At 35.3% G+C, this 26,300-nt stretch carries 20 protein-coding genes and 1 pseudogene; 19 read left to right on the top strand and 2 right to left on the bottom strand.

Annotated elements, in window-relative coordinates; genetic code table 11:
• Positions 1-47: 47 nt before the first annotated feature.
• Positions 48-1,304: an extracellular solute-binding protein gene (locus CCC20_RS01705; RefSeq protein WP_003065481.1), complete on the bottom strand. Its 1,257-nt coding sequence runs from the start codon at positions 1,302-1,304 to the stop codon at positions 48-50.
• Positions 1,305-1,613: 309 nt separating this feature from the next.
• Between CCC20_RS01705 and CCC20_RS01700 the strand changes: the two genes are divergently transcribed.
• The 8 genes and pseudogenes from CCC20_RS01700 to rpsU all read left to right on the top strand — a co-directional run bounded on the left by CCC20_RS01700 (position 1,614) and on the right by rpsU (position 11,068).
• Entirely contained in the window at positions 1,614-2,639 is a 1,026-nt protein-coding gene (locus tag CCC20_RS01700) for a LacI family DNA-binding transcriptional regulator (RefSeq protein WP_058692324.1), read from the top strand.
• Between the two features lie 165 nt (positions 2,640-2,804).
• Entirely contained in the window at positions 2,805-4,346 is a 1,542-nt protein-coding gene (malQ, locus tag CCC20_RS01695) for a 4-alpha-glucanotransferase (RefSeq protein WP_003065475.1), read from the top strand.
• Positions 4,336-6,600, top strand: coding sequence for a glycogen/starch/alpha-glucan family phosphorylase (gene glgP, locus CCC20_RS01690; protein ID WP_058692323.1), 2,265 nt, complete (start codon positions 4,336-4,338; stop codon positions 6,598-6,600). The genes malQ and glgP overlap by 11 nt, the downstream gene beginning before the upstream one ends.
• A 168-nt stretch (positions 6,601-6,768) precedes the next feature.
• Complete coding sequence (locus CCC20_RS01685) at positions 6,769-7,608, top strand: ABC transporter substrate-binding protein (RefSeq protein ID WP_390578204.1); 840 nt, start codon at positions 6,769-6,771, stop codon at positions 7,606-7,608.
• Positions 7,609-7,614: 6 nt separating this feature from the next.
• Positions 7,615-8,207: pseudogene (locus CCC20_RS01680) on the top strand (transporter substrate-binding domain-containing protein); the annotation flags it as partial.
• An 85-nt stretch (positions 8,208-8,292) separates the two neighbouring features.
• The gene (locus tag CCC20_RS01675; protein WP_003065464.1) at positions 8,293-9,405 is read left to right on the top strand and encodes an aminotransferase; all 1,113 of its coding nucleotides are present in this window, start codon (positions 8,293-8,295) and stop codon (positions 9,403-9,405) included.
• A gap of 115 nt (positions 9,406-9,520) precedes the next feature.
• A complete protein-coding gene (locus tag CCC20_RS01670; RefSeq protein WP_013852026.1) occupies positions 9,521-10,342 on the top strand; it encodes an ABC transporter substrate-binding protein in 822 nt (273 codons plus the stop codon).
• Between the two features lie 549 nt (positions 10,343-10,891).
• The gene (rpsU, locus tag CCC20_RS01665) at positions 10,892-11,068 is read left to right on the top strand and encodes a 30S ribosomal protein S21 (protein WP_000048058.1); all 177 of its coding nucleotides are present in this window, start codon (positions 10,892-10,894) and stop codon (positions 11,066-11,068) included.
• A 62-nt stretch (positions 11,069-11,130) separates the two neighbouring features.
• Here rpsU and mscL read toward each other — a convergent pair whose 3' ends face one another.
• Positions 11,131-11,508: a large conductance mechanosensitive channel protein MscL gene (gene mscL / locus CCC20_RS01660; RefSeq protein WP_003065458.1), complete on the bottom strand. Its 378-nt coding sequence runs from the start codon at positions 11,506-11,508 to the stop codon at positions 11,131-11,133.
• 317 nt (positions 11,509-11,825) lie between these two features.
• Here mscL and dnaG point away from each other — a divergent pair, with 317 nt between their 5' ends.
• From dnaG to CCC20_RS01605, 11 genes are all read left to right on the top strand, one after another.
• Positions 11,826-13,634, top strand: a complete 1,809-nt coding sequence (gene dnaG / locus CCC20_RS01655) for a DNA primase (RefSeq protein ID WP_069788994.1) — start codon at positions 11,826-11,828, stop codon at positions 13,632-13,634.
• An 8-nt stretch (positions 13,635-13,642) separates the two neighbouring features.
• Positions 13,643-14,752: an RNA polymerase sigma factor RpoD gene (gene rpoD / locus CCC20_RS01650; RefSeq protein ID WP_003065454.1), complete on the top strand. Its 1,110-nt coding sequence runs from the start codon at positions 13,643-13,645 to the stop codon at positions 14,750-14,752.
• A 22-nt stretch (positions 14,753-14,774) separates the two neighbouring features.
• Positions 14,775-15,110, top strand: coding sequence for a metal-sulfur cluster assembly factor (locus tag CCC20_RS01645; protein ID WP_003065452.1), 336 nt, complete (start codon positions 14,775-14,777; stop codon positions 15,108-15,110).
• 310 nt (positions 15,111-15,420) lie between these two features.
• A complete protein-coding gene (gene rfbD / locus CCC20_RS01640) occupies positions 15,421-16,275 on the top strand; it encodes a dTDP-4-dehydrorhamnose reductase (protein ID WP_270619522.1) in 855 nt (284 codons plus the stop codon).
• A gap of 210 nt (positions 16,276-16,485) precedes the next feature.
• A complete protein-coding gene (cps2T, locus tag CCC20_RS01635) occupies positions 16,486-17,640 on the top strand; it encodes a beta 1-4 rhamnosyltransferase Cps2T (RefSeq protein WP_013852023.1) in 1,155 nt (384 codons plus the stop codon).
• Positions 17,630-18,565, top strand: a complete 936-nt coding sequence (locus CCC20_RS01630; RefSeq protein ID WP_069788906.1) for a glycosyltransferase family 2 protein — start codon at positions 17,630-17,632, stop codon at positions 18,563-18,565. The genes cps2T and CCC20_RS01630 overlap by 11 nt, the downstream gene beginning before the upstream one ends.
• The gene (locus CCC20_RS01625; protein ID WP_069788907.1) at positions 18,562-19,368 is read left to right on the top strand and encodes an ABC transporter permease; all 807 of its coding nucleotides are present in this window, start codon (positions 18,562-18,564) and stop codon (positions 19,366-19,368) included. The genes CCC20_RS01630 and CCC20_RS01625 overlap by 4 nt, the downstream gene beginning before the upstream one ends.
• Positions 19,368-20,597, top strand: a complete 1,230-nt coding sequence (locus CCC20_RS01620; protein WP_069788908.1) for an ABC transporter ATP-binding protein — start codon at positions 19,368-19,370, stop codon at positions 20,595-20,597. The genes CCC20_RS01625 and CCC20_RS01620 overlap by 1 nt, the downstream gene beginning before the upstream one ends.
• Before the next feature lie 35 nt (positions 20,598-20,632).
• Positions 20,633-22,048: a glycosyltransferase family 2 protein gene (locus CCC20_RS01615; protein ID WP_069788995.1), complete on the top strand. Its 1,416-nt coding sequence runs from the start codon at positions 20,633-20,635 to the stop codon at positions 22,046-22,048.
• Entirely contained in the window at positions 22,048-23,826 is a 1,779-nt protein-coding gene (locus tag CCC20_RS01610) for a rhamnan synthesis F family protein (protein ID WP_117566897.1), read from the top strand. The genes CCC20_RS01615 and CCC20_RS01610 overlap by 1 nt, the downstream gene beginning before the upstream one ends.
• Positions 23,810-26,299: an LTA synthase family protein gene (locus CCC20_RS01605; RefSeq protein ID WP_069788910.1), complete on the top strand. Its 2,490-nt coding sequence runs from the start codon at positions 23,810-23,812 to the stop codon at positions 26,297-26,299. Before CCC20_RS01610 ends, CCC20_RS01605 begins: the two co-directional genes overlap by 17 nt.
• Position 26,300 lies beyond the last annotated feature (1 nt).

The following is a 26,300-nucleotide window of genomic DNA, read 5'->3' as shown; positions in this document are numbered from 1 at the left end:
TTAACCTAAAAATAAAGTGGGGAAGTGACTCCCCACTTTAATACGTCTTACTCAGCAGCAGCTAAATCTGCGTCAAATTCTTGTAATTTAGTGAGGTAGTCACTACTTTGAATTTTACCATTATAGACATCGCTGAGAAGAGCAGCACTTTCAGTCCAGAATGTTGTCATTTGACTAAGTTTAGGTGTAACAACTGTGTAGTCAGATGATGATGCCATCTTGATGACTGCTTGTGCCAATTCGTTTGATTGAACGGTATCAGATTCTTGAACTTCTTTGTTTGCTGGGATGATGTTACGTCCTTCATAGGTAAATTGGTTTTCTTGGCTTTCAGCGCTAGTCAACATTGAAGCAAGTTTGTAAGAAGCAGCGATACGGTCTGTGTCAGAACCAGCAGGTGCTTGGTTTACAGCAAAAAGTTTAACACCAAGGAAAGCTTTTTGTTGAACAGTATTTCCACCGATTGTTACAGTAGGGTAAACAGCGATACCGAGATTTTCTTCACCGATAGCTTCTTGTGCAGCTGACAAATCCCATGGTCCTGTTTCGATCGCAGCAACGCTACCATCACCAAATTTAGACATAGCGTTTTCAGCTGTTAGGTTAACAAATCCGCTGTTTGAGTTTTGGTCTGAAATCCATTGAAGGACAGATACACCAGCTTCGTTACCCCAGTTTGTGCCATCAACTGTTTCACCGTCTTTTCCGAACAATGTGTCACCAACTGACATGAAAAGTGGGGCAGTAGCGTAAGCATTCATTGATTTGAAAGTAGCACCAAATGTAGCTTTGCTTGTAATTGTTTCATAGTTAGTAACATCCTCTTCAGAAAGTTTAGACTTATTATAGAAGAGAACTTGTGATTCAATACCGAATGGGAAGGCGTATGTTTTACCATTGTATTGAGCACCAGCAACTGCTTGGTCGGTATCGTTTTCAGCAATTTCGTTGGCATATTCTTCTGGAACTTCTTGAATAACACCAGATTCTACTAATTGACCAAGTTGGTCATGTGGGAGTGAAAAGACATCAGCAGCTTTTTCTGGGTCTTTTTTTACATTTTCTTGTGCTTTTGAATCGTTTGATTCAACAACTTTTACAGTGTAGCCAGATTCTTCTTCGAATTGTTTAACGACTTCTGAATAAGATTCTTTAGCGCCTGTTGGAACCCATAATTTAATAGTCTTGCTTGATGAAGAGCTTGAACTATTTGATGAGGAATTTGAGCAAGCGACTAATACGCTACCTGCGAGTGTAAGACCTGCACCAGCAAGGACCATTTTTTTCCATGTATTCTTCTTCATGATTTCCCCTCCTAGAGAAAGATTAGTAATATAATTGTTACACCTATATCATGCAACCGCTTGCAGATATTGTCAAGCGATTTTTTGAAAAAAATTTAGTTTTTAAACCCCAAAATGGTCATAAAAGCTTGATTTAAGCGATCTCATAACAATAAAAAATTTTTTGTCAAAAAAGTTGTAAGATATAAAGGCAAACAATTGCAGAAAATCTGCTTTTATGTATAATAGGGAGTAAAATAAGATTTTACAAGTAAAATCTTGTCAGTACTGTAAATCTATTATAAAATGAAAAGTGAAAAGGAGACATAAATGGTTACAATAAAAGATGTAGCGGCTGAAGCTGGCGTGAATCCTTCAACAGTTAGCCGCGTTTTAAAAGATAATAAATCCATTTCTCAGAAAACAAAAGATAAAGTTCGGAAAGCGATGGCAGATCTTGGTTATGTGCCCAATGTTGCCGCGCAAATGTTAGCAAGCGGTTTAACTTATAACGTTGGTTTGATTTTTCCACCATTAATTACTCCAGATCGTTTGAATGAACCTTTCTTTATGCAAATTTTGTCAACAATTACAAGTGAAGCAAAGCTAAATGATTTTACGGTATCAATCGCAACAGGGATGACGGTTGATGAACTTGAAGAACAGGTTAAATTGATGTATCGTCAGAAGCGTGTTGATGGTTTTATTATCCTTTACTCTGACCCTGATGATCCTGTTCGTAAGTATTTAATGGACAATGACGTGCCATTTGTTATCGTAGGAGCACCAGAAGGTTTTGAAAACGACATTACTTATATTGATAATGATAACCAATTAATGGGGAAAAAAGCAGTAGAATACCTTTACCAAAAAGGACATCGTGAGGTTCTTTTTGTAACAGATGATTTAAAATCTGAAGTGTCATCAGAACGTTATTTTGGTTACCTACGTGGCATGGAGAAATTAGAGCTTGATAGCAATCCTGCACTCTTATTTGACCGTAGAGATCCTATGGTATTAGAAGAACTAATTCAAAAAATCGAAGAGAGCAAAGCAACCGCTTTAATTGTTATTGCAGATACGATTTCGGTTAGAATTACGCAGTTTTTATCTTATTATCAATTGAGTGTACCTGATGATATTTCGATTATTACTTTCAATAACTCAGCATATTCAACCCTAGTTCACCCGTATTTAACAACCTTTGATATTAATGTTTCAAATCTTGGACGAATAAGTTTTAGAAGATTGGTAGAGTTGATTAAATCGCCTAAAACAGCTATTACTGAAAAAATTATTGTTCCATTTACGCTTAGAGAACGTGAAAGTGTACGCCAATTACACGTTGATGATTAACTAAAAAGGGTTTAACAGCTTTTTAGCTTTGTTTTAATACCCTATATCGCCTTATTAGCTAATAAGGCGATTTTTTTGTGAAAATTTTTTAAGAAAATAGTTGACTAGCGCAAACGGTTGCGTTATAATTTGCAATGTAAAGATAGTTGATAAAGGAGAAAACGTATGAAAAAACGTGCAAGTGGTGTATTGATGCATATCACATCGCTACCTGGAAAGCAAGGGGTGGGAACATTCGGACAAGAAGCCTATGACTTTGTTGATTTCTTAGTTGAAACTGACCAAACATACTGGCAAATTTTACCACTAACAACGACAAGTTATGGTGATTCCCCTTATCAATCGTTCTCAGCTACTGCGGGAAATACGCATCTGATTGACCTTGAACTCCTTAGTGAACAAGGTTACCTTGATAAAAAAGATTTTGAAACCGTTAATTTTGGTGATGATTTAGAGTCTGTTGACTACGCTCGTATTTTTGAATTGCGCCGTCCTATTTTGGAAAAAGCAGTTAAAGCCTTCTTGAGTCAAAAGGAAAATATTGAAGCCTTAGCTGAATTTGAAAAAGATACGAGTTGGCTACAAGATTTTGCAGACTTCATAGCAATTAAAGAATTCTTTGATAACAAAGCTCTACAAGAATGGGACGATAAAGCGGTTGTTAGACGAGAAGAAAAGGCTCTTGAAACTTACCGTGCTAAATTAAAAGACGCTATTCTTTACCATAAAGTCACTCAATATTTCTTCTATCAACAATGGGCTAAACTCAAAGCTTATGCTAATGAAAATGGTATTGAAATTATTGGTGATATGCCAATTTATGTTTCAGCTGATAGTGTTGAAGTATGGACAATGCCTGAACTCTTCAAAGTAGATAGTGATAAAAATCCAATTTGCATTGCCGGTGTTCCTGCGGATGAATTCAGTGATGATGGTCAGCTCTGGGGAAATCCAATTTATGATTGGAAAAATCATGCTAAGACAAATTACGCTTGGTGGGTTTACCGTATTCAAGAAGGCTTCAAATTGTATGACCTTCTTCGTATTGACCATTTCAAAGGCTTCTCAGATTATTGGGAAATCCGTGGTGACTACGAAACAGCAAATGACGGTAGTTGGGAACCAGGTCCAGGACGTGCTTTATTTGATGTTGTCAAAGACAAACTTGGTGACCTTCCGATTATCGCTGAAAACCTTGGTTACATCGACGAAAAAGCTGAACAGTTATTGACAGATACAGCTTTCCCAGGCATGAAAATTCTTGAATTTGGCTTCTATGACACCGAAGGAAAGAGTATTGATGCTCCTCATAACTGTAATAAAAATAGCGTTGCTTATACAGGAACACACGATAATGAAGTTATCAACGGTTGGTATGACAACTTGACTGCCGAGCAAAAAGCATTTGTGAATGCTTACACTCACCGTAGTGACGATGAACCGATTACACAAGCTATGCTTCGGACATTGTTTGTGACTGTTAGTGATGTTGCGATTGCGACAATGCAAGATCTACTTGATAAACCAGCTGATAGCCGTATGAATATTCCAAATACTGTTGGTGGCAACTGGCAATGGCGTATGCTTAAAGAAGATTTGACAGATGAGCGCAAAGCTTTCTTGAAAGATATTACAGCACTTTACTGCCGCAAAAATACATTTAAAACGATAACTAAAGAAGAAAAGGCGACTAAAAATGACAACTAATTTCATAAACTATCTCCAATCAAAAGGGCAAATACTTGCTGAATTGAGCAATGAAGATATTTACGTAGCACTTTTACATTACGTTAAAGACTTGGCAGCTGAAAAACCAAAAAACACAGCAAAACGCAAAGTTTACTACATTTCTGCTGAATTCCTTATCGGAAAACTATTGTCAAACAACCTTATCAACCTTGGCATCTACAAAGATGTTAAAGCTGAATTAGCAGCAGCTGGTAAATCAATTGCCGAAGTAGAAGATGTTGAACTTGAACCATCTCTTGGTAACGGTGGACTTGGTCGTTTAGCATCATGTTTCATTGATTCGATGTCAACACTTGGTATTAACGGTGAAGGTGTTGGTCTTAACTATCACTGCGGACTTTTTAAACAAGTTTTCGTTGATAACCAACAAGAAGCAGAAGCTAACTACTGGATTGAAAAAGATTCATGGCTTGTTCCAACTGATATCAGTTATGATGTGCCATTTAAAGATTTCACACTTAAATCTCGTCTTGACCGTATCGATGTTTTGGGTTATAAACGTGACACTAAAAACTATTTGAACTTGTTTGATATTGACGGTCTTGATTATGGTTTGATTCATGATGGTATTTCATTTGATAAGACGGAAATCAGGCAAAACTTGACACTTTTCCTTTATCCAGATGATTCAGATAAGAACGGTGAATTGCTTCGTATTTACCAACAATATTTCATGGTTTCAAATGCGGCACAGTTATTGATTGATGAAGCTATCGAACGTGGGTCAAACTTGCATGACTTGGCTGATTATGCTTATGTGCAAATCAATGATACTCACCCATCAATGGTCATTCCAGAACTTATCCGTCTTTTGACTGAAAAACATGACATTGACTTTGACGAAGCTGTTTCAATCGTGAAAAATATGGTTGGTTACACTAACCACACTATCTTGGCAGAAGCGCTTGAAAAATGGCCTCTTGACTACCTTAACGAAGTTGTTCCTCATTTGGTAACAATCATTGAAAAATTGAATACATTGATTGCTAGCGAATACTCTGATCCAGCTGTTCAAATTATTGACGAAGCTGACCGTGTTCACATGGCACATATGGATATTCATTTCTCAACATCTGTCAATGGGGTAGCTGCGCTTCACACTGAAATCCTTAAAAACAGTGAGTTGAAACCGTTCTATGATATTTATCCTGAAAAATTCAACAACAAAACAAACGGTATCACATTCCGTCGCTGGCTTGAATTTGCCAACCAAGATTTGGCTGACTATATCAAAGAACTTATCGGCGATGACTACTTGACTGATGCGACTAAGCTTGAAAAATTACTTGCTTTTGCTGATGATGAAGCTGTTCATGCTGAATTGGCTGAAATCAAGCACAATAATAAACTTGCTCTTAAACGTTACCTCAAAGAAAATAAAGGTATTGAACTTGACGAAAACTCAATTATTGATACACAAATCAAACGTTTCCACGAGTACAAACGTCAACAAATGAATGCTCTTTATATTATTCATAAATACCTTGAAATTAAACGTGGTAATTTGCCAGAACGTAAGATTACTGTTATCTTTGGTGGTAAAGCAGCACCTGCTTACATCATTGCCCAAGATATCATTCACTTGATTCTTTGCTTGTCAGAAGTGATTAACAACGACCCAGAAGTTAACCAATACCTAAATGTTCACTTGGTTGAAAACTATAACGTTACCGTTGCTGAACACTTAATTCCTGCGACAGATATTTCTGAACAAATCTCTCTAGCATCAAAAGAAGCTTCAGGGACTGGTAATATGAAATTCATGCTCAACGGTGCATTGACTCTTGGTACAATGGACGGTGCCAATGTTGAAATTGCTGAATTAGCAGGAATGGATAATATTTATACATTTGGTAAAGATTCTGATACTATCATTGATCTTTATGCAACGGAAGGTTATATATCAACTGATTACTATGAAAATGACCCAGTTATCAAAGAAGCTGTTGACTTCATCGTTAGTGATGAATTAGTGAAACATGGTAACGCAGAACGTCTTGAGCGTCTTTACAATGAATTGATTAACAAAGACTGGTTTATGACTTTGATTGACCTGAAAGAATACATTGCTGTTAAAGAACAAATGCTTGCTGATTACGAAGACCAAAAAGTTTGGATGACAAAAGTCGTTAAAAATATTGCCAAAGCTGGTTTCTTCTCATCAGACCGTACAATTGAACAATACAACGGCGAAATCTGGCACAGCAACTAAGACAATAACGCGCAATGTGAAAATACAAAAAAGGCTGATTTCTCAGCCTTTTTGCTATTTTATACAGAAATAATGTAAAAATGTTGAATTTTTATAAATTTACAGGTTGACAAATGTATAAATATTAAATATAATGTATTTATATCAAAAAGAAAAGAGAAAATGATTATGAAGGTAAGTAAATTATTTGGTGGTTTAGCAGTAGCGGCGGCTTCGCTTTTCCTATTGTCAGCTTGTGGTTCTAGCAGTTCAGAAGATACATCAGTATCAGATATCAAAGACAAAGGAATACTTGTTGTTGCGTTGAACCCAGAGTTCGCTCCGTTTGAATTTAAAACATTGGTGGACGGCAAAGATACTATTGTTGGGGCTGATGTTGAGATTGCTAAAGCTATTGCAGAAGAACTTGGTGTGGATGTCAAATTTTCATCAATGTCATTTAATAACGTTCTTGCGAGTCTTCAATCTGGCAAAGCAGACATTGCCATCTCAGGAATTTCAGCAACAGAAGAACGTAAGAAAGCTTATGATTTCTCAGATCCTTATTATGAAGCTGAGAATGTTGTTCTTATCAGAAAAACAGATGTTGATAAATATACAGATACAGACTCTTTAGACGGTCTATCAGTTGGTACTCAAAAAGGAAGTATCCAAGAAACAGTTGCTTCTGAACAATTAGCAGGTGCAAAAGTCGTTTCATTGACACAAAACAGTGAAATGATTAACGAATTAAAAAATTCACAAATTGAAGCAGTTGTCCTTGAAAAACCAATTGCCGAAGGTTATGTGGCAAATAACAGTGACCTTACTATTTCAGGTATCACGTTAACGTCAGATGATGCTGATGCCTACGCTGTTGCTCTTCCTAAAGGCAGTACAAAATTAACTAAGAAAGTTAATAAAGTTATCAAGGAATTAAAAGAATCTGGAAAAATTGATCAGTTCATTCAAAATGCTTATGAATTATCAGTAAGTGACTCTAGCGATTCTAGTGCTTCTGACGACTAAGATACTCTTGGTGTAGATGTAGATTTTTCGCTAATGTCATTTAACAATGTATTGGCTTCGGTGACTTCTGGGAAAGCAGATATTGCAATCGCAAGAGTTTCAGTAACGGACGAACGTAAGAAAGCTTATGATTTTTCGGACGCTTACTATGAGGCTGAAAATGTTGTCATCATCAAAAAATCGGACGAGGCAACCTATACCACACTTGAAAGTTTGGCAGGAAAAGCAGTTGGTGCGCAAAAAGGTTCAATCCAAGAAAACATTGCGAAAGACCAATTGCCAGATTCGAGCCTCGTTTCCTTAACATCAAACGGCGAAATGATTAATGAATTGAAAAATAATCAGCTTCAAGCAGTTGTTTTGGAGAAAGCTATTGCTGAAGGCTACGTTTTACAAAATGATGATTTGATGATTGCAGATATGACCTTGAAATCAAACGATATAGATGCTTATGCGGTCGCATTGCCGAAGGAACAGGCCAAGATTTAATTGATACCGTCAATAACGTTGTCAAAAAAGCCAAAGGTTCTGGTGATTTTGATGCTTGGCTTGAAAAAGTAGCGACTTACACACAAAGTAGTTCAAGTTCAGATGAATAATGTCAAGACTGAGAGTTTTTTACTCCCAGTTTTTATGTCATCATGGTAAAATGATGATAGTAATAGAAAGTTCGTGAGGTTTGAGATGAAATTACCACGTTTTGGCGTTGAAGAATGGCTCAATGTCCATGAAAAGGAAGCAGTCTATGATATTGCAGGCGTTTCGATTGAGGCGCTAACCTTGCAGGAATTATTTGAATTGACTGGCGTTTCGCAAGAAGAATTTTACCAAGAATTATTAACTAAAAAGTTAAATTATGGTTGGATTGAAGGCTCACCTGACTTTAAAAAAGCAGTTAGTAATCTCTACCATTCTGTATCAGAAAGTCAGATTCTTCAGACGAATGGGGCGACGGGAGCGAACATGTTGGTTTTATATGGATTGATTGAACCGAAAGACCATGTGATTTCTATCTATCCAACTTACCAGCAGTTGTACGATATTCCGAAATCATTGGGAGCCGAAGTTGACCTTTGGCAAGTCAAAGAGGAAAATGATTGGTTGCCTGATTTAGATGAGTTGCGCCAGTTGATTCGCCCAAATACTAAAATGATTTGCATTAATAATGCCAATAATCCAACAGGAGCTGTTATGGACGATGAGTATCTGCAGGAGTTAGTTGCGATTGCTAAATCGTGTGGTGCTTATATTTTGGCAGATGAGGTTTATTGTTCGTTTACGACTAAAAGAGTTTCCTCTATTGTAGATTTATATGATAAGGGAATCTCGGTTAATAGTCTCTCAAAAACATTTTCACTACCTGGCATTCGTGTTGGTTGGGTAGCAGCTTGTGGTGAGGTGACTGATATTTTACGAGGGTATCGAGATTACACCATGATTTGTGCGGGTATTTTTGATGATATGGTAGCTAGTTTAGCGCTCAAACATAGGGAAGCTATTTTGGCACGAAATCGCCATATTATCAGAGAAAATTTGGCAATTCTTGACCAATGGATTGCCTCAGAACCCAAAGCGTCTTACATTCGTCCTGCTGAAGTGCCGACATCTTTTGTTAAGCTTGATGTTAATGTTCCAATCGAAGCATTTTGCTTAACGTTATTGCAAAAATATGGTGTTCTATTGGTTCCAGGAAATCGTTTTGACAGAGAAGGCTATGTTCGTTTAGGCTATTCTTGCCAGCAAGAAACACTAAAACAAGGCTTGCAGTTATTATCTGCATGTTTGAAAGAATTTTAAGGAAATGCCGTAAAATACGAGCAATTCACAAAATGAATTTTTATTCAAAAAATCGTTGACGTATTGCAAAAAAATAGCTAAAATAGAGATAAGTTTAAGAGAAAAGAGAATAAATATGAAAATCAAAAAAATATTTTTAGGGATTCTTGCGCTTATTTCTGTGCTGACGTTAGCTGCTTGTGGCTCGTCATCAAATGAAAATTTACAAGAAAAAATTGTCAAAAAAGGAAAATTAGTCGTGGCTATCAGCCCAGACTACGCCCCGTTTGAGTTCAAGGCTTTGGTTGATGGCAAAGATACCATTGTTGGTGCTGATGTGGAATTGGCACAAGCTATTGCTGATGAACTTGGTGTCGAGTTAGAACTATCATCAATGAGTTTTGATAATGTTCTTTCAAGTCTTCAAACAGGAAAAGCTGACATGGCAATCTCTGGTTTGTCTTATACTGAAGAACGTGCCAAAGTCTATGACTTTTCAGATGCCTATTATGAGACTGAAAATGCTATCTTAGTTAAAGCGAGTGATGTTGATACTTATACATCAGTTGACAGTTTGTCAGGTTTAAAAGTGGCAGTTCAAAAAGGAACGATTGAAGAAGGTTTGGCAAAAGATCAACTATCAGATTCTAACATTGTTTCGTTAACAGCTATGGGCGAAGCTATTAATGAATTAAAATCTGGTCAAGTTCAAGCTGTCGATTTGGAAAAACCAGTCGCAGAAGGTTACCTTTCACAAAATTCTGACTTAGCCCTAGCAAGCTTTGCTCTTGAAACAGGCGAAGGTGATGCCAAAGCAGTAGCTATGCCAAAAGATAGCGGCGAATTGGTAAAAACGGTTAACAAAGTCATCAAAAAATTAGCCAAAGAAGATAAATACAAACAATTCATTTCAGATGCAGCTCAACTCACAGGTGATGCGGTTGATGAAGACGAATAAGAAAGGGAGTGAGACAGAAATCAGTAGTTTCGTAGAAACTTGATTTTCAGCAAGTCTTAATTTCTTATTGCTGAGTAAAACAATTCATTGAATTGTTTTACTCTCACCCTCCGAATAGCTTAAAAGGGTGGGGAAACTTTTGAGGTGGAAGATAAAGTCAAGTGAAGCTTGACATCCAAAAAGAGGGTTATAAAAGCTGATTTGTCAGCGTGTTAGAATCTACTTAGTCGCTGCGCTTTGCAATTGTGACTCAATAATAGAGGAGGGTGGGAACTTTTTGTCTCAACCTCTTTTATATCCCTCCCCCCAAAAAAAACGACCGCCATTGGCAGTCGTCTTTTAGGAGATTATGAAAAAGAAAAGTTTTAGAATTGTTAATATATGGCGAGAAAGCCTTAAAAAATCATAAGCATGGTGAAAATTTTACCGAAAATATTTTTTAAAATTTTTATGGCATTTTAATGCGTGTAAGGATTGACTTTTTTTGATAAATTAGGTATCCTATTAGGGAACGTGTAAATGTTACAATATCTTGAGGAGGTGAAACATATGTCAAAAACAGTAGTACGTAAAAACGAATCGCTTGACGATGCACTTCGTCGTTTCAAACGTTCTGTGACTAAAGCTGGGACTCTTCAAGAATCACGTAAGCGTGAATTCTACGAAAAACCTTCTGTAAAACGTAAACGCAAATCAGAAGCAGCTCGCAAACGTAAAAAATTCTAATTAAATTTAGATACAAGAAAAGAGGCGCCAAGCGTCTCTTTTTATTACTCTAGATTGAAAAATTATTTTTCTTTCAACAAATCGCGGATTTCTGTAAGAAGTTCTTCTTGTGTAGGTGCAGTTTCTTCTTCCACTTCATCGTATTTTTTACCAAAATCAGAAGCAGCCTTAGCGGCTTTGACGATGAAGAAGAGGGTTGTACCAACAATTAGAAAATTAATAATAGCGCTTAAGAAACTACCATAGGCAACACCATGCCAAGAAAGCTCTGCAATTTTTTCCACACCAGCAGCTTTCAAAGCAGGGTTAAGAAAAAGTGGAGTGATAACATCTTCAACAAGCGATGTTACAATAGCGTTGAAAGCTGCACCAATAACAACAGCGACAGCAAGGTCAAGGACATTGGCCTTGAACAAAAACTTTTTGAGTTCTTTAATCATAGAAAACCTCCTAAATGAAACATTAACAGCACTATTCTATCAAAAAAAGTATACAAAAAGCAGTTATTTGTCTGGAAATTTGAATAAATCTATTATTTATTTAGAGAAATATTCAAAATTGATATTCTTATTCATTAAATACTAATTTTGAGCACTTCAGTAAAAATACTTTTTATACTGGAAATAGTTTTGTTGAAATGAAAATATCAAGAAACTAAAGTGAAAAAAGATTTCGATTTTCTAAAATCATTGCAACTATTCGGAGCTTTAGATTTACAAATGCTGCTCAAAATGTTATAATGAAATACAAAACTAAAATGGGGTTAGTGCGTGGAGGTGATCTTTTGGCAATTGACAAAGAATTAATTTCCGAGATAAAAAATAGCGTTAATATTGTTGATGTTATTGGCGAGGTGGTTAGTCTTACACGTGCTGGTCGCAACTATATTGGGCTTTGTCCATTTCACAAGGAAAAAACGCCATCTTTTAATGTCATAGAAGACAAGCAATTTTTTCATTGTTTTGGTTGCGGAAAATCTGGTGATGTTTATAAGTTTTTGGAAGAATATCGTCAGGTTAGCTTTTTAGAAAGTGTTCATCTGGTAGCTGAGCGCGCTGGAATCTCTTTGAAAATTGATGTTCAACAGACGCAAACAAAGCCACAAAATCCTAATCAGATATTGATTGACATTCATAAAGATGCGGCTAAGTTTTACAATGCTGTTTTAAAGACAACAAAAGAAGGGCAAGAAGCAAAAAGATATCTAGCGCAACGTGGTTTGACAGATGAGCTGATTGATTATTTTAATATTGGATTGTCGCCAAACGAACCTGATTTTTTATATCAATCTCTAGCGAAACGCTATGATGAGAATGTTTTGATGGGTTCAGGTCTTTTTAATTTGTCCGAAAGAACAAATCATGTTTATGATGCTTTTCAAAATCGGATTATGTTTCCGTTGACCGATGACAGTGGCCAGATTGTTGCATTTTCGGGACGGATTTGGACCAAAGAGGACCTTGAAAATAAGCAAGCAAAGTATAAGAATACTCGTTCTACAGCGCTGTTCAATAAGTCGTATGAACTTTATCATTTAGATAAAGCTCGTCCAGTAATGTCGAAAAAACATGAAGTCTATTTGATGGAAGGTTTTATGGACGTTATTGCTGCCTACCGTGCTGGTATTGAAAATGCTGTCGCTTCTATGGGAACGGCATTGACCCCAGATCATGTTAGACATCTGAAGCGTTACACCAAAAAAGTGATTTTGACTTATGATGGTGATAACGCTGGTCAAAATGCGATTGCCAAGTCTTTGGAACTTCTAAAAGACTTTAATGTTGAGATTGTGCGTGTTCCTGAGCAAATGGATCCTGATGAATTTATCAAAAAAAATTCACCACAAGCTTTGGCAAATTTGCTTGAGAATAACAGGATAAGTAGTACAGAATTTTTTATTCATTATTTGAAACCTGAAAATAACGATAATCTCCAAGCTGAGATTGCTTATGTCGAGCAAATTTCAAAAATTATTGCGCAATCGCCGTCAATTACAGCACAAAATTCGTATATTAATATGGTCGCTGATTTATTGCCTGACTTTGATTACTATCAAGTCGAGCAATCGGTAAATAGTGAACGTCTGCAAAATCGCTCAAATATGCAAGCAGAAGTAGTTAAGCAACGAGCGACTGTTGTAGAATTACCTATGTCTAAGAATATATCTGCAATTATCAAAGCAGAAAGTCAGTTAATGCACCGACTTTTGACACACGATTATCTCCTCAATGAATTTAGAAATCGTGGCGAATTTATCTTTGATACCCAAGAGTTGCAAGCTTTGTATGATTTATTAGTGCAGCAAGGTGAGGTGAATTCCTATGATTTGGCGCAACTTGATGACCAAACGTGCCAGATGTATTATCGCGTGTTGGAGGAAAATTTACCAGACGAAATTGCGAATAATGAAATAGAGGAAATTATTGACAAGCGTGATCAGCTTCTTCAAGAAAGAGATTTGCAAAAGCAAAGTAAACTCATTCGTGAGTCTAGCAATCTTGGAGATGTTGATGCAGCTTTAGCGGCTTTGGAAAATCTCATTGCCCAAAAAAGAAATATGGAATAGAGGAAAATATGGCAAAAGAAAAAGAAATTACAACCTTTAATGTTCAAGTTGCAGAATTTATTCGTAATCACAAAAAGAACGGCACTGCCGTCGATGATGAAGTAACTGAAAAATTAGTTATTCCATTTTCATTAGATGCCGATCAAATAGATGACCTTTTGGAACGTTTGACAGATGGTGGTATTTCAATCACGGACAAAGAAGGAAATCCATCAACAAAATACATCGTTGAAGAACCAAAACCAGAAGAATTGACAGACGAAGAATTGCTTGGTAGTAATTCCGCCAAGGTTAATGATCCAGTTCGTATGTACCTCAAAGAAATTGGTGTTGTGCCATTGCTCACTAGCGAGGAAGAAAAAGAATTGGCTGTTGCCGTTGCTACTGGTGACCTTCAAGCAAAACAACGTTTGGCTGAAGCTAACTTGCGTTTGGTTGTTTCAATTGCAAAACGTTACGTTGGGCGGGGTATGCAATTTCTTGACCTTATTCAAGAAGGAAACATGGGATTGATGAAAGCTGTTGATAAATTTGACTACTCAAAAGGATTCAAATTCTCGACCTATGCAACATGGTGGATTCGTCAGGCTATCACACGTGCTATTGCTGACCAAGCTCGTACGATTCGTATTCCTGTTCACATGGTTGAAACTATTAATAAACTTGTTCGTGAACAACGTAATCTCCTTCAAGAACTTGGTCAAGACCCAACACCTGAACAAATTGCGGAGCGTATGGATATGACACCTGACAAAGTTCGTGAAATTTTGAAAATTGCTCAAGAACCTGTTTCATTGGAAACACCAATTGGTGAAGAAGATGACAGTCATCTTGGTGATTTCATTGAAGATGAAGTTATTGAAAATCCAGTAGATTACACAACTCGTGTCGTGCTTCGTGAACAATTGGACGAAGTTTTGGATACGTTGACAGACCGTGAAGAGAATGTTTTACGTTTGCGTTTTGGTCTTGATGATGGTAAAATGCGTACATTAGAAGATGTTGGTAAAGTTTTCAATGTGACGCGTGAACGTATTCGTCAAATTGAAGCCAAAGCTCTTCGTAAACTACGCCACCCAAGCCGTAGTAAACAACTCCGTGATTTTATCGAAGATTAATTATTAATTGTGAGGTTCGCTTGTGTCAGGACAAAAATATACTGAAGAAGAAGTAGCAAAAATTAAAGACCGTATTCTTGAAGCTTTGGAAATGGTTATTGACCCAGAATTGGGCATTGATATTGTCAATCTAGGTCTTGTTTATGAAATACGTTTTGAGCAAAATGGTCATACTGAAATTGATATGACATTGACGACAATGGGGTGTCCACTCGCTGACCTTCTTACAGATCAAATTCATGATGTGATGCGTGAAATTCCAGAGGTAACAAATACCGAAGTGAAGTTGGTTTGGTACCCAGCTTGGACGGTAGATAAGATGAGCCGCTACGCTCGCATTGCTTTAGGGATTAGATAACTATTAACAAACAGTAAAAGACCGGCAATCGTTAGATTGTTGGTCTTTTTTATAAATAAATATAATTTTTTATTGAATATGAATTAGTGGAAATTCGGATGTTTATTGGTATCATATCGAAAATATGCCTAGTAATACAAACTTTAATAATGTTCTTAAAATGAAAGAGCAAACAGCTATTTCGTGTGGAAAACATGATTCTGAAAAAGAAAAATATAATTAAGGAGGAGTGAAGCTATCCTCTTTTTCTAGTGCTTTTTCTGAAAAAATAGTGTAAAATATTAGGGAATGAATTTAAAGGAGTTCTAACATGATTTTAGTTACAGGTGCCAATGGGCAATTAGGAACAGAATTACGCTATTTATTAGATGAACGTGGTGAAGAGTACGTGGCGGTTGATGTTGCGGAAATGGACATCACAAACGCTGAAAAAGTTGATGAAGTATTTGCGCAAGTAAAACCCACACTTGTTTACCATTGCGCGGCTTATACAGCCGTTGATGCTGCCGAAGATGAAGGTAAAGAACTTGACTATGCTATCAACGTAACAGGTACAGAAATTGTTGCCAAAGCAGCTGCTAAATATGGTGCAACTCTTGTTTACATTTCAACTGACTACGTTTTTGACGGAAAGAAACCAGTTGATCAAGAATGGGAAGTTGATGATACACCAGACCCTCAAACAGAATACGGACGTACAAAACGTCTTGGTGAAGAAGCTGTTGAAAAATACACTGATAGATTCTACATCATCCGTACAGCTTGGGTATTTGGTAATTATGGTAAGAACTTTGTTTTCACAATGCAAAACCTTGCCAAAACACATGATACATTAACTGTTGTCAATGACCAACATGGTCGTCCAACATGGACTCGTACTTTAGCTGAATTTATGACTTATTTGACAGAAAATCAAAAAGAGTTTGGTTATTATCATTTGTCAAATGATGCTGCCGAAGATACAACTTGGTATGATTTCGCAGTGGAAATCTTGAAAGATACTGACGTTGTGGTGAAACCAGTTGATTCAAGTCAGTTCCCAGCTAAAGCAAAACGCCCACTTAACTCAACAATGAGCCTTGCTAAAGCTAAAGCAACTGGTTTTGTTATCCCAACATGGCAAGAAGCTTTGCAGGAATTTTACAAACAAGACGTTAAAAAATAATAATTGTTCATCGCAGTTCCAAAACATGATTATGGGGTTAGGAGATTTTCTAACCTCATTTTTGATTGTGACGCCCTAGCTGCTTTTGCAGTATTAAAAATTGTACAATTAATCACATTCTGTTGCTTTGACTTTCCTTTTTTCTTTCGCCAGCTTATGTAAATTATGGTATAATAAAAGCGATTGTATTTTAGAATGGAGAAGTGTGCCATGCAACATGTATTCATCATCGGAAGTCGTGGATTACCAGCAAAATACGGTGGTTTCGAGACTTTTGTTGAGGAGTTGGTAAAAAATAAGCAGAGCGCAGACATTGTTTATCATGTGGCTTGTTTGAGTGACGATAAGCATCAAACGCACTTTAGCTATGAAGGCGCGGATTGCTTTACCATCAAGGCACCTAAGATTGGTCCTGCTCGGGTCATCGCTTATGATATGATGGCTATTAAGTATGGACTTCAAATGGTAAAAAAAGAGCGTATTGAACACCCTATTTTTTATATTTTGGGAAATACGATTGGTGCTTTTATCGTGCCCTTTGCTAAGAAAATTCACGCTGTCGGTGGTAAAGTTTTTGTCAATCCCGATGGTTTGGAATGGAAACGATCTAAATGGTCAAAACCTGTTCAAGCTTATTTAAAATATGCTGAAAAATCAATGGCTAAAACGGCTGATTTGGTGATTTCAGATAATGTCGGTATTGAAACTTATATTCAGGAGTCTTATCCAGAAGCTAAGACACGATTTATTGCTTATGGAACCGACTTGACAAAGTCAAGTTTGACTGCTGATGATTATAAGGTTAGAAAATGCTTTGAAAACTGGCAAACAAAGGAAAATGGCTATTACTTGATTGTCGGACGATTTGTTCCAGAAAATAACTACGAAACAGCAATCCGAGAATTTATGAAATCAAATACTAAGCGTGATTTGATTATCATTTGTAACCATAAGAACAACCCTTATTTTGACAAATTGAAACGGTTGACAAATTTTGAAAGAGATAAACGTGTGAAGTTTGTTGGAACAGTTTATGACCGTGATTTGTTAAATTATATCCGAGAAAATGCATTTGCCTACATTCATGGACATGAAGTTGGAGGAACAAATCCAGGTCTGCTTGAAGCTCTAGGACATACTAAACTTAATCTTGTCCTTGATGTTGATTTCAATAAATCAGTAGCTGATGCAAGTGCTTTTTATTGGAATAAAACCTCTGGTAATTTATCATGTTTGATAAATGATGCAGATGGTCATTATGATTTTACAGAATATGGAAACCGTGCCCGTGCGATTGTTAAACAAAATTACACATGGGAAAAAATAGTAGGAGAGTATGAGGAACTGTTTTTAAATGAAAATTAATATTCTCATGTCCACCTACAATGGTGAACAATTTTTGGCTGAGCAGATTAAAAGTATTCAAAAACAAATAGTCAAAGACTGGACATTATATATCCGAGACGACGGCTCTAGCGACCGCACACCAGAAATTATTCAGCAATATGCTCAAAAGGATTCACGTATTGTCTTTATCAATGCTGATAATCGTGAAAATTTTGGTGTCATTAAAAACTTTTATACGCTTTTAAAACATAGCAAAGCTGACTATTATTTCTTTTCTGACCAAGATGATATTTGGTTGGAAGATAAATTAGCAGTGACTTTAGCTGAAGCTGAAAAATATAGCAATGACAAACCGTTACTCGTTTATACGGATTTAAAAATTGTTGATAGAGAGCTAAACGTTTTGCATGAAAGCATGATTAAAACACAGTCTGACCATGCCAATACTACGCTAGTTCAAGAATTAACCGAAAATACGGTAACTGGTGGAACAGCGATGATCAATCATGCTCTTGCCGAGCTTTGGACAACAACGGATAATCTCTTAATGCATGACTGGTATTTAGCATTGATTGCTAGTGCCTTGGGACATTTGGTTTACCTTGATTACCCAACAGAATTGTATCGTCAGCATGACGCTAATGTTCTTGGAGCAAGAACATGGTCCAAACGGATGAAAAACTGGTTAAAACCACATAAACTCGTTGAAAAATATTGGTGGTTAATTGATGCCAGTCAAACACAAGCGCGTTTTCTGCTAGACTTAAATTTATCACCAGAAAACAGAGAATTAGTTGAAAACTTTACAACTATTATGGATAAATCATTGTCTCAGCGTATTCACACTTTAAACAAATATGGCTTACGTAAGAACAGAAACTTCCATACGCTTGTCTTTAAAACACTAATTATTACCAAATTTGGTTATAGGAGAAATAAATGAAATTCTTTAGTAAAGAAAATAAAATCTTATTAAAAGAGATGGTAAAAACAGATTTTAAACTTCGTTACCAAGGAAGTTTAATTGGGCACTTATGGTCAATCTTAAAACCATTGATGCTCTTCACAATCATGTATCTAGTTTTTATTCGTTTTTTACGTTTGGATGATGGAACACCACATTATGCTATTGGGGTACTTCTCGGTATGGTGACATGGTCATTCTTCCAAGAAGCTACAAATATGGGAATGGTGTCCATTGTTACTCGTGGCGATTTATTACGTAAAATGAACTTTTCCAAAGAAATCATTGTTGTTTCATCAGTAGTAGGAGCAGCGATTAACTACGGCATTAATCTTTTGGTGGTTTTTGTTTTTGCTCTTATTAACGGTGTTCATCTTAGTTGGAGTTTTCTAATTATTATTCCACTATTTATTGAGTTAGCAATGATATCAGCAGGAATTGCTTTTATTCTTGCGGCTTTATTTGTTAAATATCGTGACTTGGGTCCAATTTGGGAAGTTGTTATGCAGGCAGGTATGTATGCGACACCTGTTATTTATTCATTGACTTTTATTATTCAAAAAAATCAAGTTACTGTGGCAAAATTGATGATGTTAAATCCATTAGCACAAATTATTCAAGATTTGCGTCATTATATTGTTTATTCAGGTAGTATGCGTGGCTGGGATCTTTATAATAATCATATTTGGGGAGTAATTCCTTATATCCTTCCAGTCTTAATTCTTATTATTGGATATACTATTTTCCATAAAAATGCTAAGAAGTTTGCGGAGATTTTATAATGTCAGATAAAGAAATTGCAGTAAAAGTTGACCACGTTAGTAAGTATTTTAAATTGCCAACGGAAGCAACACATAGTTTGCGTACAGCGCTAGTTAATCGTTTTAAAGGAATTAAAGGGTACCGAGAACAACATGTTTTGAAAGATATTTCATTTGATGTTTACAAGGGAGATTTCTTTGGAATTGTTGGACGAAATGGTTCAGGAAAATCAACCCTTTTGAAAATCATCTCTCAAATCTATGTTCCCGAAAAAGGGAAAGTTACCGTAGATGGTAAAATGGTATCTTTTATTGAACTTGGTGTTGGATTTAATCCAGAGCTAACAGGACGTGAAAATATTTATATGAATGGCGCTATGCTTGGTTTTACGACCGAAGAAATAGATGCTATGTATGATGATATCGTTGAATTTGCAGAACTTGAAGAATTTATGAATCAAAAACTCAAAAATTACTCAAGTGGTATGCAAGTTCGTCTAGCCTTTTCAGTAGCCATCAAAGCTCAAGGTGACGTGCTTATCCTTGATGAAGTCCTTGCAGTTGGTGATGAAGCTTTCCAACGTAAATGTAATGATTACTTTATGGAACGCAAAGCTTCAGGAAAAACGACTATTCTTGTAACCCATGATATGGGCGCAGTTAAAAAATATTGTAATCGTGCTGTTTTGATTGAAGATGGTTTGGTTAAATCTTATGGTGACCCAGAAGATGTTGCCAATCAATATAGCTTTGATAATGCGGTTTCATCAGCACCACAAGATGCTCAAACAGATGACAAAGAAGACGATGAAAAAAATGTTGAGCGTTATGTTGATAATTTAAAAGTAGAATTAATATCTCCAAACAAAATTACGCCGAAAGAAAAAATCGAATTCAAAATTTCATACGATGTTCTTCAAGATGTTGAAACTCATATTGTATTCTCGTTGACGGATATTGATAGAAAAATCTGGATGTATAATGATAATGCTACCGATATTCCTACAACTGGTCTTGGTTATAAATCATATTCATATTCATGTTCACTAAATCAAGTAAACGATATGAAATTGAAGTTGGAAGTTACTATTCTTGGAAAATCTAAGGAAATGTATGCTTTTGCTAACTCTGATAATTCACCTATTATCGTCATTAATCGAGATGATATAGCTTTAGATGATTTATCAGCATTAGATTCTGCATCAGGTATTATCCAGAGAAATGGTAATTGGAACATTTTATCAGAATAAATAGTCAGGTTTTTAGAAAGGATGAGAGACATCAGATGTCAGTAGAAAATGCTCCAACAGTTTCTGTTATCTGTACGGTTTACAATAAGGGAAAATGGCTAAATCAAGCAATTGAAAGTTTTCTAAAGCAGAAAAATGTTACTTTGGAAATTATCCTTATTGATGATGCTTCAACAGACAATTCAAAAGAGATTATTCAGGAATTCGCCAAAAATTATCCTGATAAAATCGTTGCAATATATAACGACAGAAACCTAGGGATTGCAGAAACTTGGATAAAAGCATGTTTAGCTGCTCGTGGGGAGTATATCGCTCGTTGTGATGGGGATGATTACTGGATAGATGATTACAAATTAAAAAAACAATTGGAGTTTTTACAAGAACATCCCAACTCACAGTGGTGTGGAACTGATGTTGATTTTGTTGATGTAAATGGTGTTACTACTGAAAAACACGTTTTTACTCGGCAGATTATTGAACTCTCTGATTCTTATGAAAAAATGATGGCAACACGTGGTTTTACAGCGCCATCTACATGGTTGGTAAAACGTGAGTTAATGTTGCTTGCAAATGAAATGTTAAAAGCTGATGTTGACACAGCTGATGACACTTTTAATTTGCAACTTGATTTATTTAATCATACTCAATTTAGTTTTTTACCAGAAGCAACAGTAGCCTATCGTGTTAATCAAGGTTCAGATTCACGTCCAAAAAGTAAGGAAGCCTTGGATAAAAGGTTTGATAAATTATTAGAAACTCAGTTAGCTTACCTCGAAAAGTATCCTAATACTAACTATAAAGAAATCCTTTGTATCTTATTGGAACGACATAATAATTTTGAAAAGGAACTATCTCAGTGGGATTATTTTCATTCTCGAGTAAGTTCACAAAAAGTGACTATTTATTATGCCACTTTGGAAGAAGGGTTTTCTCAGGATAAAACACTAGAGTTTCAATTACAGTATCAAGATACTATCCACTTTGAACTTCCAAAAGAGGCAACTAGCCTACGGATAGATTTATCCGAACTACCTAGTTTCTATCAGCGAGTGTCTCTTTCTACAACGGGATATCAAACAGAACTATTACCTAGTTTTTCAAATGGGGACATTATCGGAAACTATGTTATGTTCAGAAATTCTGATCCTCAATTAATTTATGATATTTCAATACTAAATCAGAGATCATTCACATTAGAGTATGTTATGTTTAATGTTGATGATATTAATCGTGAGGATTATATTGCTAAAGTTCTCTCTCAAGATTTGTCACATTTACAAAAAGAAGTTAGAGAATTGGAAGCGTATAGAGTAAAATTTAAACAAGTAAATGATGAAAGACACTATTATAAGCGAGAATTAGAGAAAATGGTTGTCGCCTATAACTCTGTTACGCATTCACGTCGTTGGAAAATCCCAACAGCAATCATCAACTTTTTTAGGAGAAAATAATGAAACGTTTATTATTGTACGTCCATTTTAATAAGTACAATCGTGTTAGTTCGCATGTTTATTATCAATTGACAAAAATGCGTCCACTTTTTTCTAAAGTAGTATTCATCTCAAATAGTTCAATTAATGAGCAAGATTATCATAAAATAGTCGAACTTCGATTAATGGATCAGTTTATTCAAAGAGAAAATATTGGTTTTGATTTTGCTGCTTGGCGAGATGGAATGACAGAAGTTGGTTTTGAAACATTAGACTCTTATGATTCCATCACTATTATGAATGACACTTGTTTTGGACCATTATGGGATATCAAAGAACATTATTTAAAATACGAAGCAGATGAAAATGTGGATTTTTGGGGGTTAACAAATAACCGTGAGACTCCAAAATCTCGTTATACACAAGGTTTTCGTGAACATATCCAAAGTTATTTCATTACTTTTAAAAGATCTGTAATTACTTCCCACACATTTAGAGAATTTTGGGAGAATATAAAAAATTATACAAATGTTCAAGATGTTATCAACAATTATGAAACACAAGTGACAACTAAATTTTTAGATGCTGGCTTCAAGTATGATGTTATTTTTAATACCGTAAACGAAGATGCTAGTCACATGTTGCATGCTGATTTTTCATTTTATCATCCAACAGCAATTTTGGACCATAAAGTTCCTTTTATAAAGGTTAAAGCAATCGATAATAATCAGCATATAGCGCCATATCTCTTAGAAGAAATTGCTAAGAAATCAGATTATCCAGTAGACTTGATTATTTCACACATGTCTGAAATTAATTTTCCTGATTTTAAATATCTTTTAGCGCGAAAATATGTTCAGACAGCAGCACCTGTTTCTTTATCAGATAAGAAAATAGCGGTGCATCTTCATGTCTTTTATGTTGATTTGTTAGAAGATTTCTTAGGAGCATTTAAAAATTTCCATTTTGCCTATGATTTATTCATTACAACTGATAATGATACTAAAAAATCGGAAATTGAAGCTATTTTAAATCAGAATGCTAAAAATGCTCGTATTTTTGTAACAGGTAATATTGGTCGTGATGTTTTGCCAATGTTGAAATTAAAAGAGTATTTGTCAGAGTACGATTATATTGGACATTTCCATACTAAAAAATCTAAAGAAGCTGATTTTTGGGCAGGAGAATCATGGCGCAATGAATTAATTGATATGCTTATCAAGCCAGCTGATAATATTCTTGCTAATTTTGCAAATGATAAATTAGGTCTTGTTATTGCAGATATCCCAACTTTCTTTAGATACAATAAAATTGTAGATGCTTGGAATGAGCATTTAATTGCACCTGAAATGAATGATTTGTGGCAAAAAATGGGTATGACGAAAACTATTGATTTTAATAATTTCCATACCTTTGTCATGAGCTATGGTACTTTTGTTTGGTTTAAGTACGATGCTTTGAAACCACTATTTGAGTTGAATCTAACGGATAATGATGTTCCAGCTGAACCATTACCTCAAAATTCTATTTTACATGCTATCGAACGCCTTCTTGTCTATATTGCCTGGAATGAACACTATGATTTTAGAATTTCTCAAAATCCAATTGATATAACACCGTTTGTGGATAATAAACTCTATAACGAGCGCGGAGATAGTGCACCACATACCTATGTTGATTTCACACATATGGGTGGTATAAAAGGTGCTTTCAAATATATTTTTGTCGGACCAGCTAGAGCTGTTAAATATATTATAAAAAGAACTCTGGAGAAAATGACGCATGAAAGAAAAGGTTAAGAATGCTTTTTTAGAGGTTAATTGGCTAAAAATTCTACATTTCATACTTTTATTCATCTTTTTATTTTATATCAATTTTTCCCTTATTAATTTTTCCTTGTTAAGGGAACAAATTAGCAACTTACCAAATCAATTTGTTACACTTAACATTTTTAATGTTATAGCATATATTATATCTATTTTAGGAGTAGCAATCTATTTATCAAATTATATTAAGAAACGCTTCTTTGTTGAATTAATAAGTGGTTATGTGATTTATTCGTTAGTCTCTTATTTTTTAGTTGTTACAAGAAATTTAAATAATGATGGATTTATTTGGTGGCATTTTTTTAAGAATGATTTTTTACAATACTCTTTTTTGCCAACAATCATCCTCATTGTAGGTCTAGCGACTCTGATTTTTCATATTTCTAATAGACTACAATTAAAAGAAAAGATAGATGGTTTCTTAGTTGAATTTGACTACTATCCAGCGATTTCTATTGGTCTTATCGCTTCACTAGCACTTAATGATAATCTATTTTTGGATATGATGTCAGAGAAAGTCGCAGATTTCATAGAAAAAGGAAACTACATTGATTATCTTTTAAATGTTGCAGGAAGTGTAGCGATAACATTAATTTTGAGTTGTCTTTTGGTTTATTTTGTTTTAAATTCATATACACCGTTGAAAGAAAATAGACCTAATTATGCTATTGTTGTTGTGCTAAGTTTCTTTTTAGCTCTAGTGTTTAATTATTTATTTCAATATGGTATCAAAAGTGATGGCGCAGTACTAGATCGCTATATTTTTCCTTCAGCAACGCTATTTCAGATAGTAGTTATTGCTTTATTTAATTTGCTCCTTTATATGATTGTTAATCATATTTTACGTACAACGACTTTTATTATTATTTTAGATATTATAATTACTGTTGCAAATAGTATAAAATTTAGTATGCGTAATGAGCCATTGTTGTTCAGCGATTTAAGTTGGATAAAAGAGATTAGACTGGTAATTTCTTATATTGATGTGACTCTAATTTTTTATTCTTTAATTGGTTTGGCAATAACAGTAGTGATCTTCTACATATTTAGAAATCAATTACTTAGAGGAGTGATTACAAAAAAATGGAAGGTGCGTTTAGCAACTATTGTCGGTATTTTAGCACTTTTTAGCTATGTATTTGCTGTATTTCTTCAACAAGAAGATGGTGATATAGCTGAAAATATACCAGTATTATCTAAATTAAATAACTATGAAAATATAGAATGGATGGGGCAAGGAACGGTTGCACGTGAGCGTTCTTTAACATTTGTTTGGCTTAAACAACTCACTTCGAAAACAATGGACAAGCCAGAGGGATATAGCCAAGAAGCTATTAAAAATATTGTTGAAAAATATACAGAAGAAGCACAGACAATAAATGCAACGCGATCAAACGATATTTCAGATCAAACAGTTATTTATGTATTAAGCGAAAGTTTTTCTGACCCTACTCGTATTTCAAATGTGAATCTGACAACTGACCCTATTCCTGTAATTCGTTCTGTAAAAGAATCTACGACCAGTGGATTAATGAAATCAGACGGTTATGGTGGTGGAACAGCTAATATGGAGTTTGAGACATTGACTGGGTTGCCAATGTATAACCTTTCAGCATCAGTTTCAACGTTATATACTGATGTTGTTCCTCAAATGACTTATTTCCCATCTATTAGTGATTTTTATAGTTCTGAAGATAAGTATGTCATTCATTTAGGTGATGCAACTACCTATTCGCGTAAGGAAGTGTATCGTGAATTAGGCTTTGATACTTTTATTGCTGCAAGTAACGGTACTGAAGATGCTACACATTTGGAACATTATGGTGTATATCCTAGTGATGCTTCAACTTATCAGATAGTGCTAGACAATATCGATCCCAATAAAAATCAATTTTTCTCGGTTATTACATATCAGAATCATGCTCCGTGGAATTTAGATGAAGAATCTGAAGTAGGGGGATCTGGTGAAGGATTTTCACCTGGTGAGAATTATTACATGGATAATTATGCCAAATTACTGTATCAAACAGACCAAGCTACTCAAGAGTGGCTACAAGAATTATCGCAAATTGACCAAAAAATTACAGTTGTTTTCTATGGTGACCACTTACCTGGTTTCTATCCTCAAGATTCTTTTGCTGACAATCTTGCTGGGCAATATCAGACAGATTATTTTATTTGGAGTAATTATCCGACAGAAGTGTTATCATACCCACTAGTTAATTCTAGTGATTTTCCAGCTGAGTTATTAGCTGGAACTAATTCTAAGGTTTCTCCATACTATGCTTTATTGACAGATGTTCTAAACAATGCCAGTGTTGATAAAGAAGAATTGACTGATGAACAAGAAGAAATTGCGAATGATTTAAAACTTGTTGAGTACGATATGGTTTCAGGGAAGGGATACCTGAAACCATATGAAGATTTTTTTAAAGTGAGTAATTAAT

Source organism: Streptococcus sp. LMAG:39, from assembly GCF_008680485.1.
Taxonomy (GTDB): domain Bacteria; phylum Bacillota; class Bacilli; order Lactobacillales; family Streptococcaceae; genus Streptococcus; species Streptococcus pasteurianus.
This window is presented reverse-complemented; position numbering and strand designations above follow the sequence as displayed.